28 protein-coding genes, 1 tRNA gene, 1 pseudogene and 2 riboswitches are annotated in these 25,353 nt (G+C 71.2%); of the genes and pseudogenes, 17 read left to right on the top strand and 13 right to left on the bottom strand.

What is annotated here, in order from left to right; all coding sequences use genetic code 11:
• Positions 1-34: 34 nt before the first annotated feature.
• Together JJI54_RS21485 and JJI54_RS21480 are read right to left on the bottom strand one after the other, a co-directional pair.
• A complete protein-coding gene (locus tag JJI54_RS21485) occupies positions 35-484 on the bottom strand; it encodes a GNAT family N-acetyltransferase (RefSeq protein ID WP_203075118.1) in 450 nt (149 codons plus the stop codon).
• Positions 484-1,065, bottom strand: a complete 582-nt coding sequence (locus tag JJI54_RS21480) for an NUDIX hydrolase (RefSeq protein ID WP_203075117.1) — start codon at positions 1,063-1,065, stop codon at positions 484-486. The genes JJI54_RS21485 and JJI54_RS21480 overlap by 1 nt, the downstream gene beginning before the upstream one ends.
• A gap of 100 nt (positions 1,066-1,165) precedes the next feature.
• Here JJI54_RS21480 and JJI54_RS21475 point away from each other — a divergent pair, with 100 nt between their 5' ends.
• Genes JJI54_RS21475 through JJI54_RS21465 form a run of 3 tightly spaced genes read left to right on the top strand, consistent with a single transcriptional unit; the run spans position 1,166 to position 2,869 of the window.
• Complete coding sequence (locus JJI54_RS21475) at positions 1,166-1,612, top strand: YHS domain-containing (seleno)protein (RefSeq protein ID WP_203075116.1); 447 nt, start codon at positions 1,166-1,168, stop codon at positions 1,610-1,612.
• Between the two features lies 1 nt (position 1,613).
• Positions 1,614-2,225 carry an RNA polymerase sigma factor gene (locus JJI54_RS21470; protein ID WP_203075115.1) on the top strand — a complete coding sequence of 204 codons (612 nt, stop codon included), beginning with the start codon at positions 1,614-1,616 and terminating at the stop codon, positions 2,223-2,225.
• A complete protein-coding gene (locus JJI54_RS21465; RefSeq protein ID WP_203075114.1) occupies positions 2,225-2,869 on the top strand; it encodes an NrsF family protein in 645 nt (214 codons plus the stop codon). Before JJI54_RS21470 ends, JJI54_RS21465 begins: the two co-directional genes overlap by 1 nt.
• Positions 2,870-3,096: 227 nt before the next feature.
• Here JJI54_RS21465 and gcvP read toward each other — a convergent pair whose 3' ends face one another.
• From gcvP to JJI54_RS21445, 4 genes are all read right to left on the bottom strand, one after another.
• A complete protein-coding gene (gene gcvP, locus JJI54_RS21460) occupies positions 3,097-6,003 on the bottom strand; it encodes an aminomethyl-transferring glycine dehydrogenase (protein ID WP_203075113.1) in 2,907 nt (968 codons plus the stop codon).
• Positions 6,000-6,377, bottom strand: a complete 378-nt coding sequence (gcvH, locus tag JJI54_RS21455) for a glycine cleavage system protein GcvH (protein WP_164697294.1) — start codon at positions 6,375-6,377, stop codon at positions 6,000-6,002. Before gcvH ends, gcvP begins: the two co-directional genes overlap by 4 nt.
• Positions 6,378-6,389: 12 nt before the next feature.
• Entirely contained in the window at positions 6,390-7,481 is a 1,092-nt protein-coding gene (gene gcvT, locus JJI54_RS21450; RefSeq protein WP_203075112.1) for a glycine cleavage system aminomethyltransferase GcvT, read from the bottom strand.
• Between the two features lie 79 nt (positions 7,482-7,560).
• Positions 7,561-7,659, bottom strand: a riboswitch (glycine riboswitch).
• Positions 7,660-7,662: 3 nt separating this feature from the next.
• Positions 7,663-7,785: riboswitch (glycine riboswitch) on the bottom strand.
• 50 nt (positions 7,786-7,835) lie between these two features.
• Positions 7,836-8,336 (bottom strand): MarR family winged helix-turn-helix transcriptional regulator, encoded by a 501-nt coding sequence (locus tag JJI54_RS21445; protein WP_203075111.1) that lies wholly within the window; start codon positions 8,334-8,336, stop codon positions 7,836-7,838.
• A gap of 105 nt (positions 8,337-8,441) precedes the next feature.
• Between JJI54_RS21445 and JJI54_RS21440 the strand changes: the two genes are divergently transcribed.
• The 3 genes from JJI54_RS21440 to JJI54_RS21430 are packed head-to-tail and all read left to right on the top strand — an operon-like array spanning position 8,442 to position 10,217.
• Positions 8,442-8,903 (top strand): RidA family protein, encoded by a 462-nt coding sequence (locus tag JJI54_RS21440; protein WP_203075110.1) that lies wholly within the window; start codon positions 8,442-8,444, stop codon positions 8,901-8,903.
• Positions 8,900-9,223, top strand: a complete 324-nt coding sequence (locus tag JJI54_RS21435) for a DoxX family protein (protein ID WP_203075109.1) — start codon at positions 8,900-8,902, stop codon at positions 9,221-9,223. The genes JJI54_RS21440 and JJI54_RS21435 overlap by 4 nt, the downstream gene beginning before the upstream one ends.
• Positions 9,224-9,245: 22 nt before the next feature.
• On the top strand, positions 9,246-10,217 hold the full coding sequence (locus JJI54_RS21430; RefSeq protein WP_203075108.1) for a tripartite tricarboxylate transporter substrate-binding protein: 972 nt from the start codon (positions 9,246-9,248) through the stop codon (positions 10,215-10,217).
• 7 nt (positions 10,218-10,224) lie between these two features.
• On the opposite strand, the gene apaG is transcribed toward JJI54_RS21430, so the two are convergent.
• The 3 genes and pseudogenes from apaG to metZ form a co-directional block, all read right to left on the bottom strand.
• Positions 10,225-10,632 carry a Co2+/Mg2+ efflux protein ApaG gene (apaG, locus tag JJI54_RS21425; protein WP_203075107.1) on the bottom strand — a complete coding sequence of 136 codons (408 nt, stop codon included), beginning with the start codon at positions 10,630-10,632 and terminating at the stop codon, positions 10,225-10,227.
• 67 nt (positions 10,633-10,699) lie between these two features.
• Positions 10,700-11,308: a LysE family translocator gene (locus JJI54_RS21420; RefSeq protein ID WP_203075106.1), complete on the bottom strand. Its 609-nt coding sequence runs from the start codon at positions 11,306-11,308 to the stop codon at positions 10,700-10,702.
• A 213-nt stretch (positions 11,309-11,521) separates the two neighbouring features.
• A pseudogene (gene metZ, locus JJI54_RS21415) lies at positions 11,522-12,703 on the bottom strand (O-succinylhomoserine sulfhydrylase); the annotation flags it as partial.
• Positions 12,704-12,982: 279 nt separating this feature from the next.
• On the opposite strand from metZ, the gene JJI54_RS21410 reads away from it, so the two are divergent.
• Positions 12,983-13,057 (top strand) — tRNA-Gly (locus tag JJI54_RS21410).
• Positions 13,058-13,092: 35 nt separating this feature from the next.
• Here the strand turns inward: JJI54_RS21410 and JJI54_RS21405 are convergent.
• The 3 genes from JJI54_RS21405 to JJI54_RS21395 are packed head-to-tail and all read right to left on the bottom strand — an operon-like array spanning position 13,093 to position 16,189.
• A complete protein-coding gene (locus tag JJI54_RS21405) occupies positions 13,093-14,172 on the bottom strand; it encodes a hypothetical protein (protein ID WP_203075104.1) in 1,080 nt (359 codons plus the stop codon).
• A complete protein-coding gene (locus tag JJI54_RS33000) occupies positions 14,169-15,290 on the bottom strand; it encodes a glycosyltransferase family 4 protein (protein ID WP_203075103.1) in 1,122 nt (373 codons plus the stop codon). Before JJI54_RS33000 ends, JJI54_RS21405 begins: the two co-directional genes overlap by 4 nt.
• Positions 15,291-15,295: 5 nt before the next feature.
• Positions 15,296-16,189, bottom strand: a complete 894-nt coding sequence (locus tag JJI54_RS21395; RefSeq protein ID WP_203075102.1) for a hypothetical protein — start codon at positions 16,187-16,189, stop codon at positions 15,296-15,298.
• Positions 16,190-16,421: 232 nt separating this feature from the next.
• Between JJI54_RS21395 and JJI54_RS21390 the strand changes: the two genes are divergently transcribed.
• From JJI54_RS21390 to JJI54_RS21360, 7 genes are all read left to right on the top strand, one after another.
• A complete protein-coding gene (locus tag JJI54_RS21390; protein WP_203075101.1) occupies positions 16,422-17,408 on the top strand; it encodes an isopenicillin N synthase family dioxygenase in 987 nt (328 codons plus the stop codon).
• Positions 17,409-17,443: 35 nt separating this feature from the next.
• Positions 17,444-18,475: an extracellular solute-binding protein gene (locus JJI54_RS21385; RefSeq protein WP_203075100.1), complete on the top strand. Its 1,032-nt coding sequence runs from the start codon at positions 17,444-17,446 to the stop codon at positions 18,473-18,475.
• Between the two features lie 25 nt (positions 18,476-18,500).
• On the top strand, positions 18,501-19,568 hold the full coding sequence (locus JJI54_RS21380; protein ID WP_203075099.1) for an ABC transporter ATP-binding protein: 1,068 nt from the start codon (positions 18,501-18,503) through the stop codon (positions 19,566-19,568).
• Positions 19,565-20,419, top strand: a complete 855-nt coding sequence (locus JJI54_RS32995; RefSeq protein ID WP_203075098.1) for an ABC transporter permease — start codon at positions 19,565-19,567, stop codon at positions 20,417-20,419. Before JJI54_RS21380 ends, JJI54_RS32995 begins: the two co-directional genes overlap by 4 nt.
• Positions 20,420-20,430: 11 nt before the next feature.
• The gene (locus JJI54_RS21370; protein ID WP_203075097.1) at positions 20,431-21,207 is read left to right on the top strand and encodes an ABC transporter permease; all 777 of its coding nucleotides are present in this window, start codon (positions 20,431-20,433) and stop codon (positions 21,205-21,207) included.
• Positions 21,208-21,318: 111 nt separating this feature from the next.
• Positions 21,319-22,020, top strand: a complete 702-nt coding sequence (locus tag JJI54_RS21365; RefSeq protein ID WP_203075096.1) for an isochorismatase family protein — start codon at positions 21,319-21,321, stop codon at positions 22,018-22,020.
• 34 nt (positions 22,021-22,054) lie between these two features.
• Entirely contained in the window at positions 22,055-22,519 is a 465-nt protein-coding gene (locus JJI54_RS21360) for a BLUF domain-containing protein (protein WP_203075095.1), read from the top strand.
• Between the two features lie 3 nt (positions 22,520-22,522).
• On the opposite strand, the gene JJI54_RS21355 is transcribed toward JJI54_RS21360, so the two are convergent.
• Positions 22,523-23,527, bottom strand: a complete 1,005-nt coding sequence (locus JJI54_RS21355; RefSeq protein ID WP_203075094.1) for a nitrile hydratase subunit alpha — start codon at positions 23,525-23,527, stop codon at positions 22,523-22,525.
• 116 nt (positions 23,528-23,643) lie between these two features.
• Between JJI54_RS21355 and JJI54_RS21350 the strand changes: the two genes are divergently transcribed.
• The 3 genes from JJI54_RS21350 to JJI54_RS21340 all read left to right on the top strand — a co-directional run bounded on the left by JJI54_RS21350 (position 23,644) and on the right by JJI54_RS21340 (position 25,348).
• Positions 23,644-24,621 carry a Bug family tripartite tricarboxylate transporter substrate binding protein gene (locus tag JJI54_RS21350; RefSeq protein ID WP_203075093.1) on the top strand — a complete coding sequence of 326 codons (978 nt, stop codon included), beginning with the start codon at positions 23,644-23,646 and terminating at the stop codon, positions 24,619-24,621.
• A gap of 54 nt (positions 24,622-24,675) precedes the next feature.
• Positions 24,676-25,002, top strand: a complete 327-nt coding sequence (locus tag JJI54_RS21345) for a hypothetical protein (protein ID WP_203075092.1) — start codon at positions 24,676-24,678, stop codon at positions 25,000-25,002.
• 97 nt (positions 25,003-25,099) lie between these two features.
• Entirely contained in the window at positions 25,100-25,348 is a 249-nt protein-coding gene (locus JJI54_RS21340) for a DUF3126 family protein (protein WP_092955850.1), read from the top strand.
• Positions 25,349-25,353 lie beyond the last annotated feature (5 nt).

Below are 25,353 nucleotides of genomic sequence, written 5' to 3'. Positions count from 1 at the left end.
ACCCAACCCTCTCCCCCCTCGGGGGAGAGGGCTTTCAGAGCTTCTTGTCGTAGGTGATCCACATGGTGCGGGTCGCCAGGCGGTCATAGACGCCGCGGCCGCGGTAATTGTCATCGGCCGTGATCCAGCGGATCACCGACCAGCCCCGCTTGCGGCCCTCCGCCGCCACCGCCTCGATCAGCGCATCGGCCACGCGCTGCCCGCGCGCCGCGGGATCGACGAAGAGATCGTCGAGGAAGCCGCCGGTGCTGGCGGAGAGCGGCCGCGCGAAGGGGCGGTAATGGGCGAGGCCGAGCGGCTTGCCGGCCGCGTCCACCGCCACGAAGGCCTTCACCTCATGCGCCGGGTCCATGATCCAGCCCCAGACGCGCGCGCGCATCTCCGGCGTCTGCGTCACGCGGTAGAAATCCGCGTAGCCGGCATAGAGGCGCTCCCACGCCTCCCGGTGCCCGGGCGCCAGGGGAATGACGGTCACGCTGCTCATCACGCGATCTCCTGCCGGATTCGCCCGGCGGCGGCCAGGGCGACGAGGATGCCGCCCACATGCATGGACTGGCCGATGCCGCCCCCGGCCACCGCGGCCAGCACCTCCTCCACCGTCATCAGCACCACGGCGATATCCTCGGTCGGCTCCGGCGTCGCGGCCGCGACGGGCACGGCGCCGAGGCCGAGCACGATGTGCAGCCGGTTGGTCTGGATGGCGGGGTTGGCATGGGCGGCGTAGAGGAAGCGCCATTCGGGGGCGTCATAGCCCGTCTCCTCCCGCAGCTCCCGCCGCGCGGCGGCGATGGCATCCGCATCCCCGGGGTCCATGACGCCGCCCGGCAGTTCCAGCGACCAGGACTGCGCGCCATGGCGCCATTGCCGCACCATCACCACGCGGCCCTCCGGCGTGATGGCGACGGCGCAGCACCAATCCGCGTAGTCCAGCACGTACCAGGGCGCGATCTCCGCGCCGTCCCGCGTGCGCAGCCGGTCCGCGCGCAGCTTGATCCAGCGATCCTCCACCAGGACGGTCGATGCCGTGGTGGTCCAGGGGGGCGGCGGAGAGGGCGTTTCGTCCATGCGGCACGGTGGCGCCGCGACGCGCCTGCATCAAGGGGCGTAACCATCCCGCGCGGGCCGGCGAAGCGCCCGGCATCCCCGTCATCGGAAGACCCCCGCCATGCTGCGCCGCAGCTTCTTCACCCTGGCCGCCATCCCCTTCGCCACGCCGGCGCTGGCCATGCCGCGCATCCGCGCCGTCAACAACGCCGCCGGCATCGCGCTGCGCGGGTTCGACACCGTCGTCTGGTTCACCGAAGGCGCGCCGCGCCGCGGCAGCGCGGCCTTCGCGGCGGACCATGCCGGCGCCACCTGGCACTTCGCCTCCGCCGCGCATCGCGCGATGTTCGAGGCCAACCCCACCGCCTTCGCCCCCGCCTTCGGCGGCTTCTGCGCCTTCGGCGTGGCGCGCGGCTACAAGGTGGATATCGACCCGGAGGCCTGGCACATCGAGGCCGGCACCCTCTACCTCAACTACGACCGCGGCGTGCAGCGGCAATGGCGCCGCGACATCCCCGGCCATATCGCGCGCGCCACGGCCAACTGGCCGCGCCTGGCCGAGGCGTGACATGCTCGCCGCCAGCCTTCCGGCCGGCCTCTCCCCCATGACGGACACCACCACGACCCGCGCGACGCAGGAAACCCGCTGGGGCGGGCTGCTGGCGGCCGCGCAGGCCGGCGACGCGCGCGCCTACGACACGCTGCTGCGGGAGATCACGCCGCGGCTGCGCAGCCTGTGCCGCGCCCGCATCCGCGATGCCGCGGAAGCCGAGGACGCGGTGCAGGACGCGCTGATGACCATCCACGCGCTGCGCCACACCTACGACCCCGCCCGCCCCTTCGGCCCCTGGCTGACCACCATCGCGACCCGCCGCGCGGTGGACCGGCTGCGCCGGCGCGGCCGCGGGGCGGGGCGCGAATCGAACATCGACGACCTGCCGGAAGGCGCGGCCTCCGTCGCGCCGGTGGCGGAGGAACGCATCGCCGCGCGCAACCTGCGCGACGCGGTGTCCGCACTGCCGGAAAGCCAGCGCACCGCGCTGCGCCTGGCGAAGCTGGAGGACCTGCCGCTGGCGGAAGCCTCCGCGCGATCGGGCCTCAGCATCGGTGCCTTGAAGGTCGCGACCCACCGCGCCATGCATTCGCTGCGCCGACGCTTCGGCGTGAAGGGGGATGAGTGATGCGGACGGATGACCTGATCAGCCGGCTCTCCGCCGGGCTGACGCCGGTGCGCCGCGTGCCGCCGCCCCTGCTCGCGGCGCTGGGCTGGCTGGCCATGGCGACGGCGATCGTCGCCCTCGGCGTCGCCGTGTCCGGCTTCCGGCACGATATCGAACAACGCCTGATGCTGATGCATGAACAGGTGAACCTGGCGGCGGCCCTGCTGACCGGCACGGCCGCCGCCATCGCCGCCTTCCACCTGGCCCTGCCGGACCGCAGCGACAAATGGGCGCTGCTGCCACTGCCCTTCGCGGCCTTCTGGATCTCCGGCCTCGGCTGGGGCTGCGTGCAGGAATTCGTCGAACAAGGCTTCCCGGCCCTGTCCACCAGCTTCGGCTGCATGCGCTTCATCATCGGCTTCGGCATCCCGCTGACGCTCGGCATGCTGTGGATGACGCGCCACGCCGCCCCCCTGCGACCCGCCCCCGTCGCCGCCCTGTCCGGCCTGGCCGCCGCGGCCATCGCCTCCGTCGGCCTGACCCTGGTGCACCACCTGGACGCGGCCGCCATGGTGCTGATCTGGCACGGCGGATCAGTGCTGCTGGTCACCATCCTGGCCCGCCGCTGGGGTGCCCGCGCGATGCGGGCGATGGGGGCGCCGTAGGGCGGCGCGGGTGGCCCGCGGGGAGGGCCTTGCCCTCCCCACACCCCACCCACCAAGGGCCAGCGGGCCCTTGGAACCCATGAGATACAACGACGAAGGGGGAGGGGGCACTTCGGCCCCCTCCCCCTTCGTCGTTATGCCCGCGGTCCAGGGTCCCGCTGGACCCTGGCGGGGGGTGCAGGGGGGCAGCGCCCCCCTGCGGGGCGACCGGCGCGCCCCGCGTGCCCCTATTCCGCCGCCTGCGCGTAGGCTTCCAGGGGCGCGCAGGTGCAGACCAGGTTGCGGTCGCCGTGGACGTTGTCCACGCGCTTGACGGGCGGCCAGTATTTCTGGCGGGCGACGTAGGGCAGGGGGAAGGCGGCCTGTTGGCGGCTGTAGGGGTGCGTCCACGCTTCGGCCGTGACTTCGGCGGCGGTGTGGGGTGCGTTCTTCAGCGGGTTGTCCTTCGCGTCCATCCGGCCTTGTTCGATGGCGCGGATTTCGGCGCGGATCGAGATCATGGCGTCGATGAAGCGGTCGAGTTCGCCCTTGGTCTCGGATTCCGTGGGTTCCACCATGAGGGTGCCGGTGACGGGCCAGGACATGGTGGGGGCGTGGAAGCCGTAATCCTGCAGGCGCTTGGCGATGTCCTCGACCGAGGCGCCGCCATTCTGCTGGAAGCCGCGGCAATCCAGGATGCATTCATGCGCCACCATGCCTTGCCGGCCGCGGTAGAGGACCGGGAAGTGGTCGGCCAGCTTCACCGCCATGTAGTTGGCGTTGAGGATGGCGACTTCCGTGGCGCGCTTCAGCCCTTCGGGGCCCATCATGCGGATATAGGCGTAGGAGATCGGCAGGATGGAGGCGCTGCCGAAGGGCGCGGCGCTGACCGGGCCGTGGGAGGTGGCCTGCGGCCCCGCTTCCGCGAGCAGCGGGTGGGAGGGCAGGTAGGGGGCCAGGTGCGCCGCGACGCCGATCGGGCCGACGCCGGGGCCGCCGCCGCCATGGGGGATGCAGAAGGTCTTGTGCAGGTTGAGGTGGCAGACATCGGCGCCGATCGCGGCGGGCGAGGTCAGGCCCACCTGCGCGTTCATGTTGGCGCCGTCCATGTAGACCTGGCCGCCCTTCTCATGGATCAGGGCGCAGATTTCCCGGATGGCTTCCTCGAAGACGCCGTGGGTGGACGGATACGTCACCATGAGGGCCGCAAGCTTGTCCGCGTGCTGGTCGGCCTTGGCGCGGAGGTCGTCGAGATCGACGTTGCCGTCGCGGTCGCAGCCGACCACCACCACCTTCATGCCGGCCATCACCGCGGAGGCGGGGTTGGTGCCGTGCGCGGAGGAGGGGATGAGGCAGACATCCCGCTGCGTATCGCCGCGGGCGCGGTGATAGGCGCGGATGGCGAGCAGCCCGGCATATTCACCCGCGCTGCCGGCATTGGGCTGGAGCGAGACGGCGGCGAAGCCGGTGACGGCGCAGAGCCATCCTTCCAGCCGCTTGATCATCTCGATGTAGCCCGTCGCCTGGTCCACGGGGGCGAAGGGGTGGATGGCGCCGAAGCCGGGGAAGGTCACGGGGATCATCTCCGCCGTGGCGTTCAGCTTCATGGTGCAGGACCCCAGCGGGATCATGCTGCGGTTCAGCGCGACGTCCTTGTCCTCCAGCTTCTTGAGGTAGCGGAGCATCGCGTGTTCGGCGTGGTGGCTGCGGAAGACCTCGGCCGTCAGGAAGGTGCTGGCGCGGGTGAGGGAGCCGGGGATGCCGCCTTCGGCGTCGATGGCATCGAGCCTGGGGGCGGCGGCGCCGGCGGCTTCCGCGAGGGCGGCGACCAGCGCCAGCAGGTCGTCGCGCGTGACGGTTTCGTCGAGCGCGATGCCGATGCCCTGGTCCGCGTGGCGGGCCAGGTTGAAGCCGCGCTTGAGGGCGGCGGCCATCAGCGCATCGGCCTTGGCGCCGGCTTCGATCGTGATGGTGTCGAAGAAGTCGCCATGGCGGAGCTTGAAGCCGCAGCGCTTGGCGGCGCCGGCCAGGATGCGCGCCTGCAGCGCGACGCGCTTCGCGATGCGGGCCAGGCCTTCGGGGCCGTGCCACACGGCGTACATGGAGGCCATGACGGCCAGCAGCACCTGCGCCGTGCAGATGTTGGAGGTCGCCTTCTCACGCCGGATGTGCTGTTCGCGCGTCTGGAGGGCCAGGCGCATGGCGGGCTGGCCGGCGGCATCGACGGAGACGCCGACCAGGCGGCCCGGCATCAGGCGCTTATGCGCGTCCTTCACGGCCATGTAGGCGGCGTGCGGGCCGCCATAGCCCATCGGCACGCCGAAGCGCTGGGTGGAGCCGATGACGACATCGGCGCCCATCTCCCCGGGCGGCTTCAGCAGGACGAGGGAGAGCGGATCGGCGGCCACGATGGCGAGGCCGCCGGCGCCATGCACCGCCGCGATCTCCCGCGTCAGGTCGCGGACCTCGCCGGTGGTGCCGGGGTATTGCAGCAGCAGGGCGAAAGGCTTCTTCGCCGCGGCCGTCGCGACGATGTCGGAAGGCGCGGCGATGACGATCTCGAAGCCCAGCGGCTCCGCGCGCGCTTCCACCACCGCGCGGGTCTGCGGGTGGACGTCGGAGGCGATCAGCAGCGTGTCGGACTTGCCCTTGGTCGCGGCATGGGCGAGCGCCATGGCTTCCGCGGCCGCCGTCGCCTCATCCAGCAGCGAGGCATTGGCGACGGGCAGCCCGGCGAGGTCCGTCACCATGGTCTGGAAGTTCAGCAGCGCTTCCAGGCGGCCCTGGGCGAGTTCGGCCTGGTAGGGCGTATAGGCGGTGTACCAGCCCGGATTCTCCAGCACGTTGCGGAGGATGACGGGCGGCGTCAGCGTGCCGTGATAGCCCATGCCGATCAGGGACTTGATGTCGGCGCGGTTCTTCGCGGCCAGGCCACGCAGTTCCGCGATCACCTCGGCTTCCGTCGCCGGGGGCGGCAGCGGCAGGGCGGTGGTGCTGCGGATGGCGGCGGGGACGGTGCGGGCGGCCAGCGCCTCCAGGCTCTCCGCGCCGACGACGCTGAGCATGGCGGCGATCTCGGCCTCGGAGGGGCCGATATGGCGGCGCGCGAATTCGCCCTTGTCTTCCAGCGCGGTGAGGTCGGTGAGGAGGCTCATGCCAGCGTCTCCAGGAAGGCGGCATAGGCCGCTTCGTCCATCAGGGCGGCGATCGCGGCTTCATCCACCGCGGTCAGCTTGAAGAACCAGCCATCGCCGGTCGGGTCGCTGTTGATGAGCGCGGGGTTCTCGGCGACGGCGGCATTGGCCTCCACGACGCGGCCCGCGACGGGGGCATAGACGTCGGAGGCGGCCTTCACGCTTTCCACCACGGCGCAGGCCTCGCCTTCCGTGACCTCGCGGCCCGCTTCCGGCAGGTCCACGAAGACGACGTCGCCCAGCGCGTTCTGCGCGTGGTCGGTGATGCCGATGGTGGCGACATCGCCCTCCAGCCGCACCCATTCATGGTCCTTGGTGAAGCGCAGTTCGGCCATTGGATGTGCTCCTCAGCGGGCGTAGCGGTGGGGGGTGAAGGGCAGGGCGGCGACGCGGCCGGGCAGGGCCTTGCCGCGCACCATCAGGTCGAGCGGCGCGTTGTCCGCGGCCGCGTGGCGGGCCAGGTAGCCCATGGCGACGGGGCCATTGACGGAGGGGCCGAAGCCGCCGGAGGTGATCTCTCCGACAGGCTCGCCGCCCCGCGCATGCACGGGCGTGTGGCCGCGGGCGGGCTGGCGGCCTTCCGGCAGGATGCCGACGCGGAGCCGCTTCGGGCCGTTGTCGAGTTCGTCCCGCACGCGGTCGGCGCCGAGGAAGTCGAAGGCCATCCGGCGGCGCTTGCCGATGGTCCAGACCAGGTTCGCCTCGACCGGGCTCGTCGTCTCATCGAGGTCGTTGCCGTAGAGGCAGAGGCCGGCCTCCAGCCGCAGCGAATCCCGCGCGCCGAGGCCGGCGGGCTGCACGCCGGGCAGGGCGAGCAGGGCGCGGGCGAAACGCTCGGCGTCCTCGGCAGGCACGGACACCTCGACGCCATCCTCGCCGGTATAGCCGCTGCGGCTGACGATGGCGGGGACGCCGGCGATGTCGAAGCGCCCGACGCCCATGAAGGAGAGCTGCGCGATGCCCGGCGCCAGCGTCGCGATGGCGGCGACGGCGGCGGGGCCCTGCAGGGCGATCAGCGCGCGGTCGGGCAGGGGGTTGAGCTTCACGCCCGCGGGCAGCACGGCCTCGATCGCCGGGATGTCGAGATGCTTGCGCGACGCGTTCAGCACCAGGAAGAGCCGGTCGCCGAGATTGGTGACCATGAAGTCGTCGAGGATGCCGCCCGCTTCCGTCATCAGCAGGCCGTAGCGCTGGCGGCCGGGCTTCAGCGCCTGGACATCGGCCGGCGTCAGCTTCTCCAGCGCCGCCGCCGCGCCTTCCCCGACGAGTTCGGCCTGGCCCATGTGCGACACGTCGAAGAGGCCCGCGGCTGCGCGGGTGTGCAGATGCTCCCCCATGATGCCGAGGGGATACTGCACCGGCATGGCGTAGCCGGCGAAGGGGACCATGCGGCCGCCCAGCTCCCGGTGAAGCGATGCCAACGGAGTCTCGAGCAGCATTTCGCTGCCAGTCTGATCGGCCACGGTGCCCCCACAGGCGTTGCCCCCGCCGGCGTGGCGAAGGTTGATCCGTGGCCCCCCTCTGTCCCGTGACCTGAGAGATTCGGCCCCGCCCGTTGAGGGGGGTGCCTTACTCCGTCGGTGCCACACCCCGTTCGGGCTGCGGGCTTTCCAGAGGTCCCTTCTCCGCGCGGTTCCTTCTGCCTGAGCGTTTCCGGGGGCCGGTTGCGCCTTCGGCGGCGGGGATGATCGCGTCCGGGCAAGGGCCCGGGGCGACTCGCCCGCTCTCTCCCGCGCGGTATCGACGGGATGGGCTGCGTATGCCTGAGCGGGGGGCGGGGCGCAACCGGCGGATCAGGCCGGAACGGACTCCGCCTCCAGCGCCGTGAGCAGGCGGCGAGACAGCGCCTCCATCGCGCGGCGTTCCTCGGGCGACAGGGCGGCGAGCGCGGCCTGGGCGGCGGCGAAATGCACGGGCACGGCGCGTTCCGCCAGCGCCAGGCCTTCGGGCGTGAGGCGCACCAGCAGGGCGCGGCGATCCGCGGGGTCTGTCGCGCGGGTGATGAAGCCCGCACGCTCCAGCCGGTCCAGCCGCTTGGTCATGGCGCCGGTGGAGAGCAGGCACCAGCGGGAGAGTTCGCCCGGCCGCATCGTGTGGTCCGGCGCGCGCAGCAGCGTCGCCATCAGGTCGAACATGTCCCAGCTCAGGCCGAGCGGCGCCAGCCAGGCCTCCGCCCGGCGGCGCAGCTGCGTCTCGATGCGGGGGATCCGGCCGAAGAGATGGAGGTGGCTGGGGTCGATGCCCGGCCGCGCGGTGCGCCAGGCCTCGACCAGCTCATCCACGCTGTCTGTCATCAGGTGTCTCACCACGAAATATCTTGACGGAAAGATATTGCCTCTCCAGGCTCACCCCAAGCACGAGGAACGCCGGCCGACAACGGCCGATGGAGACAGAGACGAATGTCCGCACCGCCGCCTTTCCGCACCTCGCCCACCAATCCGCGCCTGGGCGAGATCCAGACCAACCCCGCCCGGCAGGCGGACATGCCCTATGCCCCCGCCATGCGCGTGCGGGGCGGGGGGGACACGCTCTACATCTCCGGCGCCACGCCATCGCCGCTCTATCACCACCACCCCCACCGGCCGGAGGAGCATGAGCATCCCGTCCGGATCGAGGACCAGTGCACCCGCGTCTTCGACACGCTGGGCGCCATCCTGGCGCATGAGGGGCTGAGCTGGACCGACGTCATCAAGGTGACGCGCTACCTGACGGACATGCGCGACCAGGACGGGCTGAACCAGGTGCAGGGGCGCTATTTCGGCGATTGGCGGCCGGTCAGCACGACGGTCTGCGTGAACCAGCTTTCCACCCCCGGCGCGCGGGTGGAGGTGGACATCGTCGCGGCCTACCGCCCGGCATGACGGCCGCGGCCATCCTGCCGCTGGTGCTGGCGGCCGCCATGGCGGTGGGCGCGGGGCTGAACCTGGCGGCCCCCGGCTTCATCCGCGCCGAATTCGACCGCTGGGGCTACCCCGCCTGGCTGCGCATCGCGGTCGGGCTGGCGGAGGCGCTGGCCGCGGTGCTGCTGCTGGTGCCGGCCGCGCGCGGTGCCGGCGCCGCGCTGGCGCTGGCGGTGCTGGCCGGCGTGGTGGGCACGCTGGCGCGGGACCGCGCCTGGCTGCGGCTGGAGTACCCGATCGTCCTCGTGATCCTCGCCCTTCTCATCCTCAGGGGCGTGTGACCCTTTCGAAGGAGGCCTGCTGATGCTGCGTCGAACCCTGATGGCCGCGCTGGCGGCCTTGCCCTTCGCCACCCCGGCCGCCGCGCAGCCGGCCTGGCCGACGCAGCCCATCACCATGATCATCCCCTTCGCGCCCGGCCCGATCGACGGCGTGGCGCGCATCATCGGCGATGCGATGGGCCGCGACCTCGGCCAGCCCGTGGTGATCGAGAACATCCCCGGCGCCGGCGGCACCATCGGCGTGGGGCGCGCGGCGCAGGCGCGGCCGGATGGCTACCGCATCCTGATGCACAACATCGGCATGTCCACGGCGCCGACGCTCTATCGCCGCCTGGCCTGGGACCCGGTGCGGGATTTCGAGCCGATCGGCATCATGAACCGCAACCCCATGGTCTGGATCGGCCGGCCGAGCTTCCCCGGCACGACGCTGGCGGAGATGACGGCCTTCCTGCAGCGCCAGGGCACGGCGGCGAACCTGGCGCATGCGGGGCTCGGCTCCTCCTCCCAGCTCTGCGCCATGCTGATGCAGGCGGCGCTGCGCAGCCAGGCGACGACGGTGCCCTTCCGCAGCTCGGGCGAGGTATTCCCGGAGCTGAATTCGGGGCGCATCGACCTCTATTGCGACCAGACAACCAGCGCGCTGGGGCAGGTGCAGGGCCGCACGGTGAAGGCCTTCGCGCTGGCCGCCCCCGCCCGCCTGCCGATGATGCCGGAGGTGCCGACGACGGCGGAGGCGGGCATGCCCGATTTCCAGCTCTCCATCTGGCAGGCGCTGTTCGCCCCCGCCGGCACGCCGCGGGCCGTGGTGGAACGCCTGAACCGCGCGCTGCGGGTGGCGCTGGCCGATCCGCGCGTGGTGGCGCGGCTGAACGAGCTGGGCACCGCGCCGGAGCCGGAGGCGACGGGTTCGCCGGAAGCGCTGCGCGCGCTCCTGGCCAGCGAGGTCGCGCGCTGGAAGCCGATCATCGAGGCCGCGGGCGAATTCGCGGATTGACCGGGGCTCAATGCACCCGGCTGGTCGGCTGGTGCGGGCTGTCCAGGCTGAAGGGGGGGATGGCCACGTCGAAGGCCTCCCCCGTCGCGGTCACCACCATGTGGTAGGCGCCGCGCATGAAGCCCGATGGCGTGGAGAGCGGCGTGCCGGAGGTGTATTCGAAGTTCTGCCCCGGCTCGAGCACCGGCTGTTCGCCGACCACGCCTTCGCCATGCACCTGCTGCGTGCGGCCCAGCGCATCGGTGATGCGCCAGCTGCGCTTCAGCAGCTGCACGGTGTGGCGGCCGCGATTCTCGATGGTGACGCGATAGGCCCAGACGAAGTGGCTGCGCTCGGGCTCCGACTGGTCCGCGAGGTAGAAGCTGCGGACGGAGACGCGGATGTCCCGCGTGGTTTCGCTGTAGTCTTCAGCCATGGCGTTGCTCCCCGCGCAGAATGCTGGACGCGGCGCCGGGCGCTGTCCAGCCTCGGTGTTCCCGGCCTCAGGCGCGGCGCAGCGCCACCGCGAGCCCCGCCGCCACCAGCACCGACCCGCCCGCGCGGTTCAGCGCCTGCCGCACGGAAGGCCGCCGCACGGCGCCGGAGAGCTTGCCTGCCAGCAGCGCGTAGGAAGCCGCGTTGATGGCGGCGATGGTCACGAAGGTGGCGACCAGGATCGCCGCCTGCGTCACGAAGCTGCCCCGCGCATCGATGAATTGCGGCACGAAGGCCACGAAGAAGACGATGCCCTTCGGGTTCAGCGCGGTCACGATGAAGGCCTGGCGCATGGCGCGGGCGGGCGGCAGGGGCGGCGTTGCCTCCGCCGTCACCGGCGCGCGCCACATCTTCACGCCGAGCCAGATGAGGTAGGCCGCGCCCACCCATTTCACCGCGGTGAAGAGCGTGGCGGAGGCGGCGAGGATGGCGCCGAGGCCGGCCAGCGACAGCACCATGGCGACGAAATCGCCCAGCGCCACGCCGGCCGCCAGCGGCAGCGCGTTGCGGAGCCCGCCACCCAGGCTCTGGCCAATGACCAGCAGGATGGTGGGGCCGGGGATCAGCACCATCACCCCCGCCGCGGCGCAGAAGGCGAGCCAGGTGGAAAGCTCCATGGCGCGTCAGCCGCCCTTGCGCTTCGGGGCTTCCGGCAGCGGGGCCGTCAGCTCGAACAGCGAGGCCTCGGCCACGGGCTCGGCCTTCGGCGCGGGCTTGGGCTTGGCGGCCTTCTTCGGCTTGGGCGCGGGCTCCGGCGCCGCTTCCGGCAGCGGCTCGACCTCCACGATCGGGACGCGGCGCGTGGGCGCCGGCGCGGGGGCGATGGTGTCCAGCGCTTCCGACACATCGGCGATCAGGTCGGCCACATCCTCCAGCCCCACCGAGAAGCGGATGGTGCCGTCGGTGATGCCGAGGCGGCCGCGTTCCTCCGCGCCGACCCGCATATGCGTGGTGGTGGCGGGATGCGTCACCAGCGACTTGGCGTCGCCGAGGTTGTTGGAGACGTCGATCAGCTTCAGCGCGTCGAGGAACTTGAACGCCGCTTCCTTGCCGCCCTTCACGTCGAAGGTGACGAGGCTGCCGCCCGCCGCCATCTGCGCCTTGGCCAAGGCGTGCTGGGGGTGATCCACGCGGAAGGGGTAGAGGACGCGGGAAATCTCGCTGCGCTCCGCCAGGAAATCGGCGATGGCGGCGGCGCTGCGGCACATCGCGGGCAGGCGGAGGTGCAGCGTCTCCAGACCCTTCAGGATGACCCAGGCGTTGAAGGGGCTGATGGAGGGGCCGGTGTTGCGGATGAAGGGCTGCAGCACCTCATCCACCCACTTCTTGCGGCCGAGCACGGCGCCGCCGAGCACGCGGCCCTGGCCATCCATGTGCTTGGTGCAGGAATAGACGACGACATCGGCGCCGAACTGCATGGGCTTCTGCAGCAGCGGTGTCGCGAAGACGTTGTCGGCCACGACGATGGCGCCGGCGGCATGCGCGAGGTCGCAGACCGCGGCGAGGTCCACCATCTCCAGCATCGGGTTGGACGGCGTTTCCAGCAGCACGAGCTGCGCGGGCTTGGAGAGCGCGGCCTTCCACTGGTCGAGGTCGCCGCAATCCACGAAGTCGCAGGCGATGTTGTAGCGCGGCAGCAGGGTGGAGCAGATCCAATGGCAGGACCCGAACAGCGCGCGGGAGGCGACGACGCGGTCGCCCGCCTTGAGGTGCGAGAGCATCGCGGCATGCACGGCCGCCATGCCGGTCGCCGTCAGGCGGCAGGCTTCCGCGCCCTCCAGCGCCGCCAGCCGGTCTTCCAGCATGGTGCTGGTGGGGTTGCCGAAGCGGGAATACTGGTAGTGCTGGACGCCGCCGAGGAAGGTCTGTTCCGCCTGGCCGGCGCTTTCATAGACGAAGCCGGAGGTGAGGTAGAGCGCCTCCGACGTCTCGTCATGGTTGGAGCGCATCTGCCCGCCGCGGACCAGCAGCGTTGCGGGGCGGAGCGGGCGGTCGGGCAGGGACTTGGCCATTCGGGACACCTTCCGGGCAGCATGGCTGCCAATACGCGGCGTCCGGCCCCCCTTGGGGCACGTCGGGCGGCGCACGGCCGGCCCGGCGGCCCTTTAGCGCGCTTGTTTTCGGCGGAACGCCCGCCGCCCGTGTCACCGGGACCTCGCCGCAATCAGGCCGGACAAATCGCGAGGGGCGCCAGGGCGCCGGGATGACGGATAGGCGTGGGCGCGATGGGGGTCAAGGCACGGCTTGCGGGGTGGGCGGCGGGCGGGGTATGGAGGGGGGCACCTCCGGCTGCGGGCGTAGTTCAGAGGTAGAACGTCAGCTTCCCAAGCTGAATGTCGTGGGTTCGATTCCCATCGCCCGCTCCATCCCCCTCCCGCGCGCGACCCGTGGAACGGTTCCGTCAGGCGATGCCGGCGGCGACGCGCTGCGTGACCTCGTTGAAGCCCCAGAAGCTGCGCAGCGAGAGCCGGACCTTGCTGGGGCCGAGGAAGCCGCGCGGAACCGCCCCGCCGGGCGGATGGCCGGCGAAGAGGCGCTGCCAGAAGGCGACATGCAGGTATTCATGCGCCAGGGGGACATAGGCGCCGCCGCCCTGCGAGCCGGGCCAGAATTCATAGGGGAAGCGGCCGAGATGGGTGCCGCGCTTGCCGAAATACCGCGCCTCCACCGAGACGCTGGAGGTGACGGAGACGATCTCGGCGATCTGCTCGCTCGACACGATCCGGTAGAAATTCTCCTCCACCGGGACGACGCGGTGGAAGGGCACCCGGGCGAAGATGCCGAAATCGTCGCGGTTGAAGGGGTGGGGCTTGAAGCCTGCGCGTTCGAAGGTCTGGAAGCGCCTGGTGTCATAGGGCAGGGGCGCGGTGGCGAGGTCCACCAGCGCCCCGTCATGGATCAGCACCTTGTCGTCGGCCGTCTGGCCGAAGAAGACCACGCGCACATCCTTCGGGATGCTCGTCGTGTCCTTCATCAGGCCCCCGCGCAGCAGCGCGGCCTCGCGGAAGAACACCTCCTCCGCGATGGCGAATTCCGTCAGGCGGTGCTGCACATCGGGGTCGGAACTGCGGAAGCCCAGCACCACGTCGTCCAGGAAGCGCACGGGGTGCAGCACCACGTCGATGAAGGGGATGCCGAGGAGATCGAGGCTGCGCAGCAGCAGCTGGTTGCCCTCGAACAGCACGACGAAATCGGCATCGCCGTAGATCGCCTGAACGTAGTCGAGGAAGGCGGGCGTCGGTTCCGCGTGATACAGCGCGGCCCAGCTTCGCACGCTGCATTCCCGGTCGAAGCGCGAATAGGCGTCCCAGAGGGAGAAGTGCTCGGGCTGGCCGAGGATGGGCTCGACCGGCGCGCCCACGGCTTCCGCGATCGCCCAGCCGGCGATGGTGTGCAGCCAGCGGATGTTGCCGTTCTGCTTGGCGGCGTTCCCGCCATGGTCATAGGGGCGGAGCACGTCGCCGGAGATCGCGATCCTCATGCCGCGACGCCGGTGACGCAGGCGACGAGGCGCTGGATGGTCGCGGCGTGGCGCGTGCTGTAGCGCGCCTCGATGAAGGCGGGCGCGCGTTCCGCCAGTTCCAGCCGCGCGGCCGGGTCATGCAGCAGGCGGCGCAGATGCAGCACGAATTCCTCCCGCGTCCGGGCCAGCAGGAAGGGCGCGGTGGCGGGATCGTGGGGCACACCGCGCAGGGCTTCGCCGGTGACGACGGACGGGATGCCGAACCCCGCATATTCGATCGTCTTCACCTTGAGCCCGCCGCCGTAATAGACGGGGTTGATGGCGATGTCGGCGTCCAGATAGGCGGCTTCCAGCGCTTCCCGCTGCAGGCGCCCGTGCCGCACCACGCCCTGCGCCTCCGCGGGGATGGAGGCGCCGACGGCGCCGACCACGTCGAGCCGCAGGTCGCCCTGCCGGACGAGGGGCCAGACCTCGCGGCAGAACCAGCGCATGCCGTCCGCATTCATCGGGCTGTTGCCGCCGACGAACAGGATGGAAACCGGGCGGCTGCGATAGCGGCGTGGCGGCGGCGGCGCGACCATGAGGGGAAGGTAGAGCACGCGGGCCCGCCCCAGCGCGCGGCCGAGATGCTCCAGATCCTCGCCCTGGATGGCCAGGATGCAGTCGAAGCGGTGCAGGATGCGGAGTTCGTCCTGGCTGGTGATGGCGATGTGGTGCTTCTTGCCGAAGCGCGCGAAGGTCCTGGCGCGCTGGGACATCACGTCATGCGTATCCAGCACCTTGAAGGGCGGCGCGCCGGCGCAGAGCGCGAGATAGGCGGTGGTGACGTATTCGTAGATGCCGATCTGCGGGCGGTGTTCCTGGCAGAAGGCGGCGAAGGCGGCCGCGGTGGCGGCATCGAAGCCGAAGTCGATCCCCTTCGGCTGCTCCGGCTTCTGGCCGGCCGGGACCTCGATCGCGGTGGAGGAGAAGACCGGCACGGGCGTGCCCTTCGGCACTTCCCGCTGCGTCCTGTTGATGAAGAAGACGCCGACCCTGGCGGAAGGGGCGAGGGCGGTGACGAGCTGGTGGATCCGCTCCTCGCTGCCCAGCGAGCGTTCCCAGAAGGCGACATCCGTGACGAAGACCACATCCACGGCGGTCAGGCCCTCGCGATCTCGATCCTGGACATCGCGATGCCGAGCTTGCGCGTATCGGCGCCCGTGCCCATCGAGGCCGGGGATTCCATCATCTTCAGGGTGAAGGAGAGGACGTCGTATTCCTCATCCGCCGTCTGCGGCAGATCGGCCACGGCTTCCCACAGCCCATCCTCCGGCCCCCGCGCCAGGTCGAGCGCGACGCGGCCCATGCGGATGGCGAGGTGGAAGCGGATATCGATCCAGGGCGGCGACCACATCTGGAAGGTGAAGCGCAGGCGCCCGCCGCGGAGATTCGGCACCAGCACGGTGGAGACCGGGCCGGGGCCGGACCAGCGCAGCGTGACGGCGCCCTGCTGTTCCCGCGGGTGCCAGTTGCGGCCGATGAACTGGCGGTCGGAGGCGAAGAGCACGGCCAGCGGCTCCGGCTTCGCCGCCGTCTCCTCGCCCGGCAGATGCGCCATGGGCAGGGGGTCGATGCGCAGCACCTCGTGCAGCGGGCGCTGATGGGCGTTCAGCTGCCGGTCGAGCAGGTAGACGAGGCCCGTGAGGCTGGCGATTCGGCGGTTCTGCAGGTCGATCACGGCGCGCATGGCGTCGAGCATGGCGGCGGGTTCGCCCGTGGCGGCCGCGGAGAGCCGGGCGAGGGCCGGGGCGGCGGCCTGCTCGATCTCCGCCAGGGCGCGGGCGCCGGCATGGGCCAGCAGGACGGAATCGAAGCTCGCCTCCGGCGGCTCCGCGCCCTGCGCGGCGAGTTCGGCGAGGGAGACGTTGCGGAAACGCCCCGGGGCGGGCCGCGCATCCGCGCCTTCCGGCGCGGCCGGCGCGACGGCGCCCGTTCCTTCCGGCCGCTCCATGGCGTGGAGTTCGCTGGCGTGGTCGCGGAGAGGTCGCATCATGGCTCGCCCAGGCCGTTGCCGGGCCTGTTTACCATTCTCCCCGCTGGTTGCGGAAGGCGGCGCCTGGTCGCGCCACGGATGAGCGGGCGAGGGCGGCGGTGCCACCTTCCCCCTTGGTCAATGAATGCATGACGGCATGGCGTTTGCTGACAATCGCCCCGCTTGAGGCATGGTCCACTGGGATGCATGCTGCGCATCGCATCACGCGCTGACGGGACCGAAAGGGTTGCACATGACGACGGCAGAAGCTGCCCTGCTTCCGGACAGGCTTCCCGTGGTGGACCTCGCGGGCCTCGGCACGCCGGAGGGCGACCAGGCCATCGCGCGGGAACTGGACGCGGCCTTCGGCGGCATCGGCTTCGCCTATTTCGCCAATACGCCCATCAGCCTGGCGCAGCAGGACGCGATCTTCGCCGCGTCCCGCGCCTTCCACGCCCTGCCCGATGCCGCCAAGCGCGCCATCGACATGAACGAATTCCACCGCGGCTACATGGCGCCCAAGACCTCCGTCATCCAGACATCGTCGGTCGCGAAGGTGACGAAGCCCAACTACTCCGAGAGCTTCATGTTCATGCATGAGGTGCCGGCCGGCGACCCGCGCTTCGGCCTGCCGCTGCAGGGGCCGAACCAGTGGCCGGCGGCGCTGCCGGAATTCCGCACGGCGGTCCTGGCCTACCAGGCGGCGATGGAGGCCTTCTGCCGCACCCTGCTGCGCCCGGTGGCGCTGGCGCTCGGCCTGCCCGCCGACACGCTGCTGCCCTTCTTCGAGAAGCCGACCACCTTCCTGCGCCTGCTGCACTACCCGCCGCAGGCGCCGGACAGCGCGGATGACGAATTCGGATCGGCGCCGCATACCGACTACGGCTTCCTGACCATCCTGCTGCAGGACATGTCGGGCGGGCTGGAGGTGCGGCGGAAGGATGGCGCCTGGCTGAAGGCGACGCCGATCCGCGGCACCTATGTGGTGAACGTGGCGGACATGCTGGCGCGCTGGACCAATGGGCGCTGGCAGTCCACGCCGCACCGCGTGAAGAACCTCTCGGGCGGGGATCGCTATTCCTGCCCCTATTTCTTCGACATGGACATGGATGCGCGGGTGGAATGCCTGCCCAGCTGCACCGATGCGGCGAACCCGCCGCGCTTCCCGCCCGTGCTCTATGGCGACTACCTGCTGGAGAGGCTGAACAAGAATTACGCCTACCGCCAGCCCGCCGCCTGATGCCCGACCGCCCCGCTGCCCAAGGATCGCCTGCCATGACCCTCACCCGCCGCGCTGCCCTCGGCGCCGCCGCCGCCCTTGCCGCCGCCGGCACGGCGCAGGCACAATCCGGCGCGCCCTTCGTCATCAACACCTATGGCGGGCGCTGGGAGCAGTTCTGGCGCAGCGCCATCGTGCCGCGGCTCAGCCAGGCGATCGGGCGGCCGGTGCGGCTCGACATCGGCGTCGGCAGCGGCTGGGTGACGAATTTCCGCGCCGCCGGCCGAAGCGCGCCGCCCTTCCCGGGGCTGATGACGAATGAGCGCTTCGCCGTGCTGCTGCGGCAGGAGGAGTTCTTCGCGCCCCTGCCGGAAGCGCGCATCCCGAACCTGGCGAACCTGCTGCCCGTGGCGCGCAGCGCCGGGGAGCGGGGCGTGATCGGCATGATCTCCCCCATCGGGATCGCCTATCGCACGGACATGGTGCGCGTGCCGCCGAAGAGCTGGCGGGAGCTGTGGGACCCGCGCTACCGCGGGCAGCTCGGCCTCTATTCCATCACCAACTCGGCGGCGATCATGCTGCTGATGCAGGCGGGCACGATGTTCGGCCGCGGGCCCGATGACCTGGATACGGGCATCGCCAAGATGGCGGAGCTGAAGCCCTTCCCGCAGGTCGCCTTCTCCGGCCAGATCGCGCCGCTGCTGGCGCAGGGCCAGGTGGCGATCGCGCCGCTGGACTATGGGGAGGTGATCCCGCTGAAGCGCCGCGGCGTGCCGATCGAGATCGTGCAGCCCGAGGACGGGCTGATGATGTTCGACCAGACCTTCAGCATCGCCGCCAGCGCGAATGCCGCGGACCAGGAGGCGATGGCCCGCTACATCGACCTGATCCTGTCGCCCGACCTGCAGCTGCAGCTGGCGCGGGAATTCTTCGTGGCGCCGGTCAACACCACCGTCGCCATCCCGCAGGACCTGGCCGATGCGCTGCCCATCACGCAGGACGCGCTGCGCCGCACGCTGACCTTCGACTGGGCGCTGGCCGCGCGGATGGCGACGCAGATGAACGAGCGCTGGGCGCGGGCGATCTGAGAGCCCGGCGCAGGGGGGCGCCGGCGTGACCCAGATCGACATCGTCGGGCTCACCAAGCGCTACGGCACGACGCTGGCGCTGGATGGCGTGACCCTGCAGGCGCGGGAGGGGGAGCTCGTCTCCCTGCTCGGCCCCTCCGGCTGCGGGAAGACGACGACGCTGCGCTGCGTCGCGGGCTTCATGCAGCCGGATGGCGGGGACATCCTGGTGGATGGCGGCAGCGTCACCGGCCTGCCGCCGCAGAAGCGCGATTTCGGCGTGGTGTTCCAGAACTACGCGCTGTTCCCGCACCTGACGGTGTTCGAGAACGTGGCCTATGGCCTTGGCGTGCGGCGCGTGCCGAAGGCGGAACAGCGCGCCAGGGTGGCCGATGCGCTTGCCATGGTGCGGCTGCAGGGGCTGGAGGAGAGGCTGCCGCGCGCGCTCTCCGGCGGGCAGCAGCAGCGCGTGGCGCTGGCGCGCGCGCTGGTGATCCGCCCGCGCCTGCTGCTGCTGGACGAGCCGCTGGCGAACCTGGATGCCAGGCTGCGGGAGGAGGTGCGCTGGCTGATCCGGGACGTGCAGCAGCGCGCGCGCATCACCGCCTTCTACGTCACGCATGACCAGGCGGAGGCGATGGCGCTGTCCGACCGCATTGCCGTGATGAAGGCCGGGCGCGTGGCGCAATTCGCGACGCCGCGGGAGATCTACCAGCGCCCGGCGGAGGCCTATGTCGCCCGCTTCACGGGGGAGGCCAACCTGATCCCCGCCCGCCCGCGCGACCGCACGGCGGAGGGCTGGTTCCACCTGCCCTTCGGCGGCGTGGTCCTGCCGGTGCCGGGGGCGGAGGGCATCCGCCCCGGCGACCCCGCCATGCTGATGCTGCGCCCGGAGGCGCTTTCGCTGATGGATCCCGGCGCGCCGGGCGCCATTCCGGCGCTGGTGCTGGGCGCCGCCTTCCTGGGCGCCGCGCTGGCCTGCGAGGTCTCCCTGGCCGATGGCACGCGGCTGCGGATGCAGGCCAGCCCCCATGCGACGGTGCAGCCGGGGATGACGATCGGGCTCGCGGTGGATACGGCGCATGCCTGGCTGATGCCGGATATCCCGCAGTGAGGCGCGCGCTGCCCCGCCTGCTGCTGGGCCTGCCGGCGGTGGCGCTGCTGACGCTGTTCTTCGTGCTGCCCTATGTCGAGATGGTGGCGATGAGCTTCCGGGCGCCGGCCTTCGGCCAGCCCTTCGGCAGCGGCCACACGCTGATGCATTACGGGCGGGCGCTGGGCGATCCGCTCTACACCGGCGCGCTGGTCCGCAGCCTGCTGACGGGGGCGCTGATCACGGCGCTCTGCCTGCTCATCTCCTTCCCGCTGGCGCTGCACCTCTCCCGCCTCCAGGGGCGGTGGCATGTGGTGTTCTATGCCTGCATCGTCTCTCCGCTGCTGATCGGCGTGCTGGTGCGCAACTTCGGCTGGATGGTGCTGGTGGCGGTGGATGGGCCGTTCAACCGCTGGGCGATGGCGGCGGGGCTGATCGAGCGGCCGCTGCGCGTGCTGTTCACCCAGGGGCTGGTGGTGATGGCGCTGGTGCATGTCTTCACGCCCTTCATGGTGCTGCCCATCGCGACCGCGCTGCGCAACGTGCGGCCGGAATTGCGCGATGCCTCCGCCTCGCTCGGCGCGGGGGGGTGGGAGACCTTCCGGCGGGTGACGCTGCCGCTGTCCTTCCCCGGCGTGCAGGCGGGTGTCACGCTGGTCTTCGTGCTCTCCGTCGCGGCCTATGTGACGCCGGCGCTGCTGGGCGGGCAGGGGATCGCCTACATGCCCGCCGTCGTGGTGCGGGAACTCATCGGGTCCTTCGCCTGGCCCTTCGGCGCGGCGCTGGCCGTCATCATGGCGGCTTCCACGCTCGCCGTCGTCATCCTGTTCACGCTGGCCACGCACCGGCTGGCGGAGCGCACCCGGGCATGAAAGGCGGGGGCATGACCCGCGCGCTTTCCGCCATGCTGCTCGGCGTGATCTACGCCTTCCTGCTGCTTCCGCTGGTGGCGGTGGTGGCGGCATCGCTGACGGCAGGGGAGTTGATGCGCGTGCCGCCGGAGGGGCTGTCGCTGAAGTGGTTCGCGCGCTTCCTGGCCAGCGAGACCTTCCGGGAGGCGCTGCTGCTCTCCCTCCAGGTGGCGGCGACGACGGTGGTGGCGACGGTGGTGCTGGCGACGCTGGCGGCGCTGTGCCACCGGGCGCTGTCGCGGCGGATCGGCAGCGCCTTCCGCGTGGCGATGACGCTGCCGCTGCTGCTGCCCGAATTGCTGACGGCGATCGGGCTGCTGTTCTTCCTGAACGGCATCGGGCTGGGCAAGACGCTGGCGGGGCTGCAGGTCGCGCATGTCGTCATCGCCTTCCCCTTCGCCTTCCTGGCGATCGTGGCGGCGCTGGAGCAGGTGGACCCGGCGATGGAGGAGGCCTCCGCGAGCCTCGGCGCCGGGGGGTTCCAGACCTTCCGCCGCGTGCTGCTGCCGCTGGTGCTGCCGGGGATGCTGACGGGCGGGCTTTTCGCCTTCATCGTCAGCTTCGACATGTTCACGATTTCACTTCTGCTGAAGCCGGTCGGCGGGAATACACTGCCGCTCGCGCTGTTCGACTTCCTGACCTATGATTTCGACCCCACGGCGGCCGCGGCGGCGACGCTGTCCGTGATCGCGGCCGTCATCGGGGTGCTGGTGATCGAGCGCATGGTGGGGCTGAAGCGCGCCTTCTGATCCGCCGCCCCGGCAGGGGTCATTGCCGGGGGCGGAGGCCGGATCGCGAAAGACTTCACAGGCCATGGCAGCGCGCTATCCTGGCGCCAACAAGCATCAGGGGAACGTGCCATGGCAGTTGACATGGAGAAGCTCGAGAAATGGCGAGGCTTCGTGCCCGATGAGGAGCTCGAGACCTATCGCAAGGGCGGTTTCGCCCGCCGCATCGGCATCGGCCGCCGACCTGCGCTGCTGAACATCGACACGACTTACATGTTTGTCGATCCCGCCTATTCGCAATGCGGGCGGGAGATGCCGGAATTGCTGGCGGCGCTGACGCGGCTGACGGCGCTGTTCCGCCGGCTGGACCTGCCGATCTACTACTCCCGCCGCGACGACCGGACGCATCCGAGCTATCGCGGCATCTGGAACCTGAAGCTCGGCACCGCCGGGGACTACCAGTACAGCCGCGATCCCCGCGCCGATGAATGGCCGGAGGCCTATGCGCCGCGGGAGCAGGACCGCGTGGTGATGAAGAACAAGCCTTCCTGCTTCTTCGCGACGCCGCTCGAGGCCTTCCTGCGCTACGACGAGGTCGATACCGTCATCATCTGCGGCATCAGCACCTCCGGCTGCGTGCGGGCGGGCGCCATGGACGCCTTCTCCCACAATTTCCGCACGGTGCTGGTGGAGGATGCCTGCGGGGACCGGAGCCCGAGCGCGCATCGCGCCAACCTCTTCGACCTCGACATGAAGTTCGCCGATGTGGAGAGCCTCGACCATGTGGAGCGGGAGCTGACGGCACGCTTCGCGCTGCCCCGCGCGGCGGAATGACGGCGATGCGCCGCCACGGGGCGCGGCGCGGCTGATGGCCGCCGACGGGGGCGGCGGCAGGCAGCACGGCCTTTTCGCCCTGTCCTATGTCAGCCGCGCGGTGGAACCCGACATGGAGAGCCTGCTGCGCGTGGCGCGGGCGGTGGCGGTGGATGCCGGCGTGCGCAACGGGCTTGCCTCCATCACCGGGGCGCTGTGCGTCGGCGATGGCTGCTTCGCGCAGGTGCTGGAAGGGCCCGGCGCCGCGGTGCTGGATACCTTCGACCGCATCCTGGCCGATCCGCGGCACCAGGAGGTGCGGCTGCTGGAGTTCATCCCCATCGCCTGCCGGCGCTTCGCGGGCTGGTCCATGGCCTTCTCGGGCGAGCTGGCGCCGGGCATCCTGGCCGGGGCGGCGGTGGAGCACCGGCTGCTGGAACGGCTCGGCCGCGGCAGCGTCGCGCACAAGGCGCAGGTCATCGCCGCGGCGATGGAAGTGAACCTGCGCCCCTTCCCCTGACGGTCAGGGCTGGCGCGCGGTGGTGACGCCGATCATCGAATCCCGCGTGACGAGGGTGGCGAGCCGCGCCTCCTCCCAGCCTTCCGTCCCGGCGGGACGCGCGGGGATGACGAGGTAGCGCAGCTCCGCATTGCTGTCGTGCACGCGCAACTCCACGCCGGGCGGCAGCTCCGTGCCGAATTCGCGCAGGATGCCGCGGGGGTCGCGCACCGCGCGGGCGCGGTAGGCGCGGCTTTTGTACCAGGCGGGCGGGCGGCCGATGATGATGCGCGGGTAGCAGGAACAGAGCGTGCAGACGACGAGGTGATGGCGCGTCTCCGTGTTGAACAGCGCCGCCAGCTTCGTGCCCGCGGCATCGAGGCCGAGTTCCTTCACCGCCGCCGGCGCATCGGCGGCGAGCCGCGCGGCGAAGTCGGGATCGACCCAGGCGCGCGCCACCACCGCGGCGCCATGATGCGGGCTGCGCGCATCCATCCGCTCGATCTCCGCCCGGATTTCCTCTGGTGTCAGCACGCCTTTCGCGACGAGGAGGTTGCGCACGGCCAGGCCGCGGAGGCGGAGCGGGGAGAGCACCATCTCCCCGGCGTCGTGATCCTCCTGGTACGGGTGGTCGTCATGGTCGTGGTCGTGGTCGTGGTCATCGTCATCGTGGTGGTGATGGGCCGACGCCTCGCCCTCCACGCGGTCGAGGCCTTCGGCGCGCAGCCTGGCCTCCTCCGCCTCCAGCGCCGCTTTCGTCAGCGTGCCTTTCTCCAGCAGCAGGGATGAGAAGGCGAGGATCCAGCGTTCGTAGTAGGGCATCGCCCAATAGGTGGCGTCGTCCAGCTGTTCCTGCACGCGCCGGCTTTCATCGGTGGTGAAGAGCCGCCGCTTGCCGTCCGCCAGCAGCATGCGGATGGCATCGGCCTCGCGCTCCCACTGCGCGGCGTCATGCTCCTCCCGCATCACGGGGCCGTCGTAGCGGCCGCCGGCGTCGTGGGGCGGGTGCGTGGGGGGCAGGTCGTGCATGGCGGCGATCCTCGGTGTTGGCGGCAGGCTATCGGCGCGCGCGCGGCATCGGAAGCCTCGACAGGCCGCGCGGCGCAAGCGACGATCCGCGCAACGACAATCGGGAGAACGAACCCATGCTCCGCCGCGCGCTGCTCGCCGCCCCCGCCCTGCTGGCCCTGCCGGGCCTTGCCCGTGCGCAATCCTGGCCGCAGCGGGATCTCCGCCTGGTCGTGCCCTTCCCGCCCGGCGGCACCACGGATGTGGTCGCGCGCATGCTGGCCGGCGCGATGCGGGAGAGGATCGGCCGCGCGGTGGTGGTGGAGAACCAGCCCGGCGCGGGCAGCACCACGGCCGCCGGGCGCTTCGCGCGGGAAGCGGATGACCATGCGCTGTTCCTGTCGCAGATCGCGTCCCACGCCATCGGCCCGGCGCTGTTCCCCAACCTGCCCTACGACCCGGAGCGCGATTTCCGCGCGGTGACGCTGGTGGTGACGGTGCCCAATGTCTGGGTCGCGAATGCCCGCAACGTGCCGGGCGGCGATGTGCGCGCGCTGCTGCGCGATGCCCGCGCGCGGCCGATGATCCGCACCTTCGCCTCCGCCGGCAACGGCACCTCCACGCACCTGACCGGGGAGCTGATCGCCCAGCTGGCGCGCGCGCCGATGCAGCACGTGCCCTATCGCGGCGCCGGCCCCGGCATGGCGGCGGTGATGGGGGGAGAGGTCGATACCTTCATCGACAACCTGCCGACCGCCATCCCGCAGATCCGCGCCGGCACGGTGGTGGCGCTGGCGGTCACCTCCCGGGCCCGGCTGCCGGACCTGCCCGATGTGCCGGCGCTGTCGGAGCTGGGCGAGGAGTTCGGCCTGGCGGGGTTCGAGGCGGAGGCCTGGTTCGGCCTGCACGCGCATCGCAGCGCGCCGGATGCGGTGGTGGACCGCATGGCGGATGCCGCCCGCGCGGCGCTGGCCGATCCGGGCTTCGTGCGCCAGCTGGCGGAACGCGGCACCCAGGCCCGGGGCGGCCCGCCCGCCGACTACGCGGCGCTGGTGGGCGCGGAGCGGGTGCGGTGGCGGGAGGTGGTGCGCCAGGGGAACATCCGCGCCGATTGACCCCCCGCCCCGGCGGGGCCCATAGCGGGGACCGCAGAGAGAAAGACCCGGGCCATGACCAAGGAAGAACTCACGGCCTGGGCGCTGTCCCATGGCTGGCAGATGATCGGCGGCATGCCGAGCCTGACCAAGCCCCGGTCGCCGAAGGAGGCGATCGTGCGCCTGGTGCTGAAGGCGACGGTCGTGCATGTCGAGGTGAAGAAGCCGGCGGGGAAGTGGGAGAAGATGACGGGCGCCGCCTATGGCGACGTGCAGCCGGACCCCGATACGGGCCTGCCGCGGGGCCTCGGCCTGGATACCATCACCGGCTTCACCATGCTGATGCAGGAGAACCGGGACCGGATGGTCTTCGCGAGAATGACCGGCAAGCCCGCTTTCTGAACGGCCCTTAATCTTCACCGGGCCGTGTGCGCCTCGACCGGCGGCGCCCGGCGGTGCATAGGGGCGCCCGTTCGACGATATGGGGAGAGTTGCCGGGATGAAGCCGACCGAAATCGCGCGCGTGCAGGCCTATCTGCGCCGCATCCTGGGTTCGGACCGGATCACGCTGATCGCCCCTCCCCGTGCCGGGCTGACGGTGGAGGTCGCGGTGGAGGGCGAGGTGATCGGCACCGTCCACCGGGATGACGAGGAGGGCGAGGTCTCCTACGCCGTCACGCTGAGCATCCTGGAGGAAGACCTGCCGCCGGCCCCCGCCGCCGCGCCGGCACCGCGCGGGCGGAAGTAAGGGTC

It is taken from the genome of Falsiroseomonas ponticola (assembly GCF_016805305.1).
GTDB classification, from domain to species: domain Bacteria; phylum Pseudomonadota; class Alphaproteobacteria; order Acetobacterales; family Acetobacteraceae; genus Falsiroseomonas; species Falsiroseomonas ponticola.
The sequence above is the reverse complement of the archived record's forward strand: the minus strand, read 5'-3'. Positions and strand labels throughout refer to the sequence as shown.

Excerpts from the sequence above, each read along its gene's own strand:
- JJI54_RS21485 (WP_203075118.1), bottom strand. The coding sequence starts at position 484 with ATGAGCAGCGTGACCGTCATTCCCCTGGCGCCCGGGCACCGGGAGGCG.
- JJI54_RS21480 (WP_203075117.1), bottom strand. The coding sequence starts at position 1,065 with ATGGACGAAACGCCCTCTCCGCCGCCCCCCTGGACCACCACGGCATCG.
- JJI54_RS21475 (WP_203075116.1), top strand. The coding sequence starts at position 1,166 with ATGCTGCGCCGCAGCTTCTTCACCCTGGCCGCCATCCCCTTCGCCACG.
- JJI54_RS21470 (WP_203075115.1), top strand. The coding sequence starts at position 1,614 with ATGCTCGCCGCCAGCCTTCCGGCCGGCCTCTCCCCCATGACGGACACC.
- JJI54_RS21465 (WP_203075114.1), top strand. The coding sequence starts at position 2,225 with ATGCGGACGGATGACCTGATCAGCCGGCTCTCCGCCGGGCTGACGCCG.
- gcvP (WP_203075113.1), bottom strand. The coding sequence starts at position 6,003 with ATGAGCCTCCTCACCGACCTCACCGCGCTGGAAGACAAGGGCGAATTC.
- gcvH (WP_164697294.1), bottom strand. The coding sequence starts at position 6,377 with ATGGCCGAACTGCGCTTCACCAAGGACCATGAATGGGTGCGGCTGGAG.
- gcvT (WP_203075112.1), bottom strand. The coding sequence starts at position 7,481 with ATGCTGCTCGAGACTCCGTTGGCATCGCTTCACCGGGAGCTGGGCGGC.
- JJI54_RS21445 (WP_203075111.1), bottom strand. The coding sequence starts at position 8,336 with ATGACAGACAGCGTGGATGAGCTGGTCGAGGCCTGGCGCACCGCGCGG.
- JJI54_RS21440 (WP_203075110.1), top strand. The coding sequence starts at position 8,442 with ATGTCCGCACCGCCGCCTTTCCGCACCTCGCCCACCAATCCGCGCCTG.
- JJI54_RS21435 (WP_203075109.1), top strand. The coding sequence starts at position 8,900 with ATGACGGCCGCGGCCATCCTGCCGCTGGTGCTGGCGGCCGCCATGGCG.
- JJI54_RS21430 (WP_203075108.1), top strand. The coding sequence starts at position 9,246 with ATGCTGCGTCGAACCCTGATGGCCGCGCTGGCGGCCTTGCCCTTCGCC.
- apaG (WP_203075107.1), bottom strand. The coding sequence starts at position 10,632 with ATGGCTGAAGACTACAGCGAAACCACGCGGGACATCCGCGTCTCCGTC.
- JJI54_RS21420 (WP_203075106.1), bottom strand. The coding sequence starts at position 11,308 with ATGGAGCTTTCCACCTGGCTCGCCTTCTGCGCCGCGGCGGGGGTGATG.
- JJI54_RS21405 (WP_203075104.1), bottom strand. The coding sequence starts at position 14,172 with ATGAGGATCGCGATCTCCGGCGACGTGCTCCGCCCCTATGACCATGGC.
- JJI54_RS21395 (WP_203075102.1), bottom strand. The coding sequence starts at position 16,189 with ATGATGCGACCTCTCCGCGACCACGCCAGCGAACTCCACGCCATGGAG.
- JJI54_RS21390 (WP_203075101.1), top strand. The coding sequence starts at position 16,422 with ATGACGACGGCAGAAGCTGCCCTGCTTCCGGACAGGCTTCCCGTGGTG.
- JJI54_RS21385 (WP_203075100.1), top strand. The coding sequence starts at position 17,444 with ATGACCCTCACCCGCCGCGCTGCCCTCGGCGCCGCCGCCGCCCTTGCC.
- JJI54_RS21370 (WP_203075097.1), top strand. The coding sequence starts at position 20,431 with ATGACCCGCGCGCTTTCCGCCATGCTGCTCGGCGTGATCTACGCCTTC.
- JJI54_RS21365 (WP_203075096.1), top strand. The coding sequence starts at position 21,319 with ATGGCAGTTGACATGGAGAAGCTCGAGAAATGGCGAGGCTTCGTGCCC.
- JJI54_RS21360 (WP_203075095.1), top strand. The coding sequence starts at position 22,055 with ATGGCCGCCGACGGGGGCGGCGGCAGGCAGCACGGCCTTTTCGCCCTG.
- JJI54_RS21355 (WP_203075094.1), bottom strand. The coding sequence starts at position 23,527 with ATGCACGACCTGCCCCCCACGCACCCGCCCCACGACGCCGGCGGCCGC.
- JJI54_RS21350 (WP_203075093.1), top strand. The coding sequence starts at position 23,644 with ATGCTCCGCCGCGCGCTGCTCGCCGCCCCCGCCCTGCTGGCCCTGCCG.
- JJI54_RS21345 (WP_203075092.1), top strand. The coding sequence starts at position 24,676 with ATGACCAAGGAAGAACTCACGGCCTGGGCGCTGTCCCATGGCTGGCAG.
- JJI54_RS21340 (WP_092955850.1), top strand. The coding sequence starts at position 25,100 with ATGAAGCCGACCGAAATCGCGCGCGTGCAGGCCTATCTGCGCCGCATC.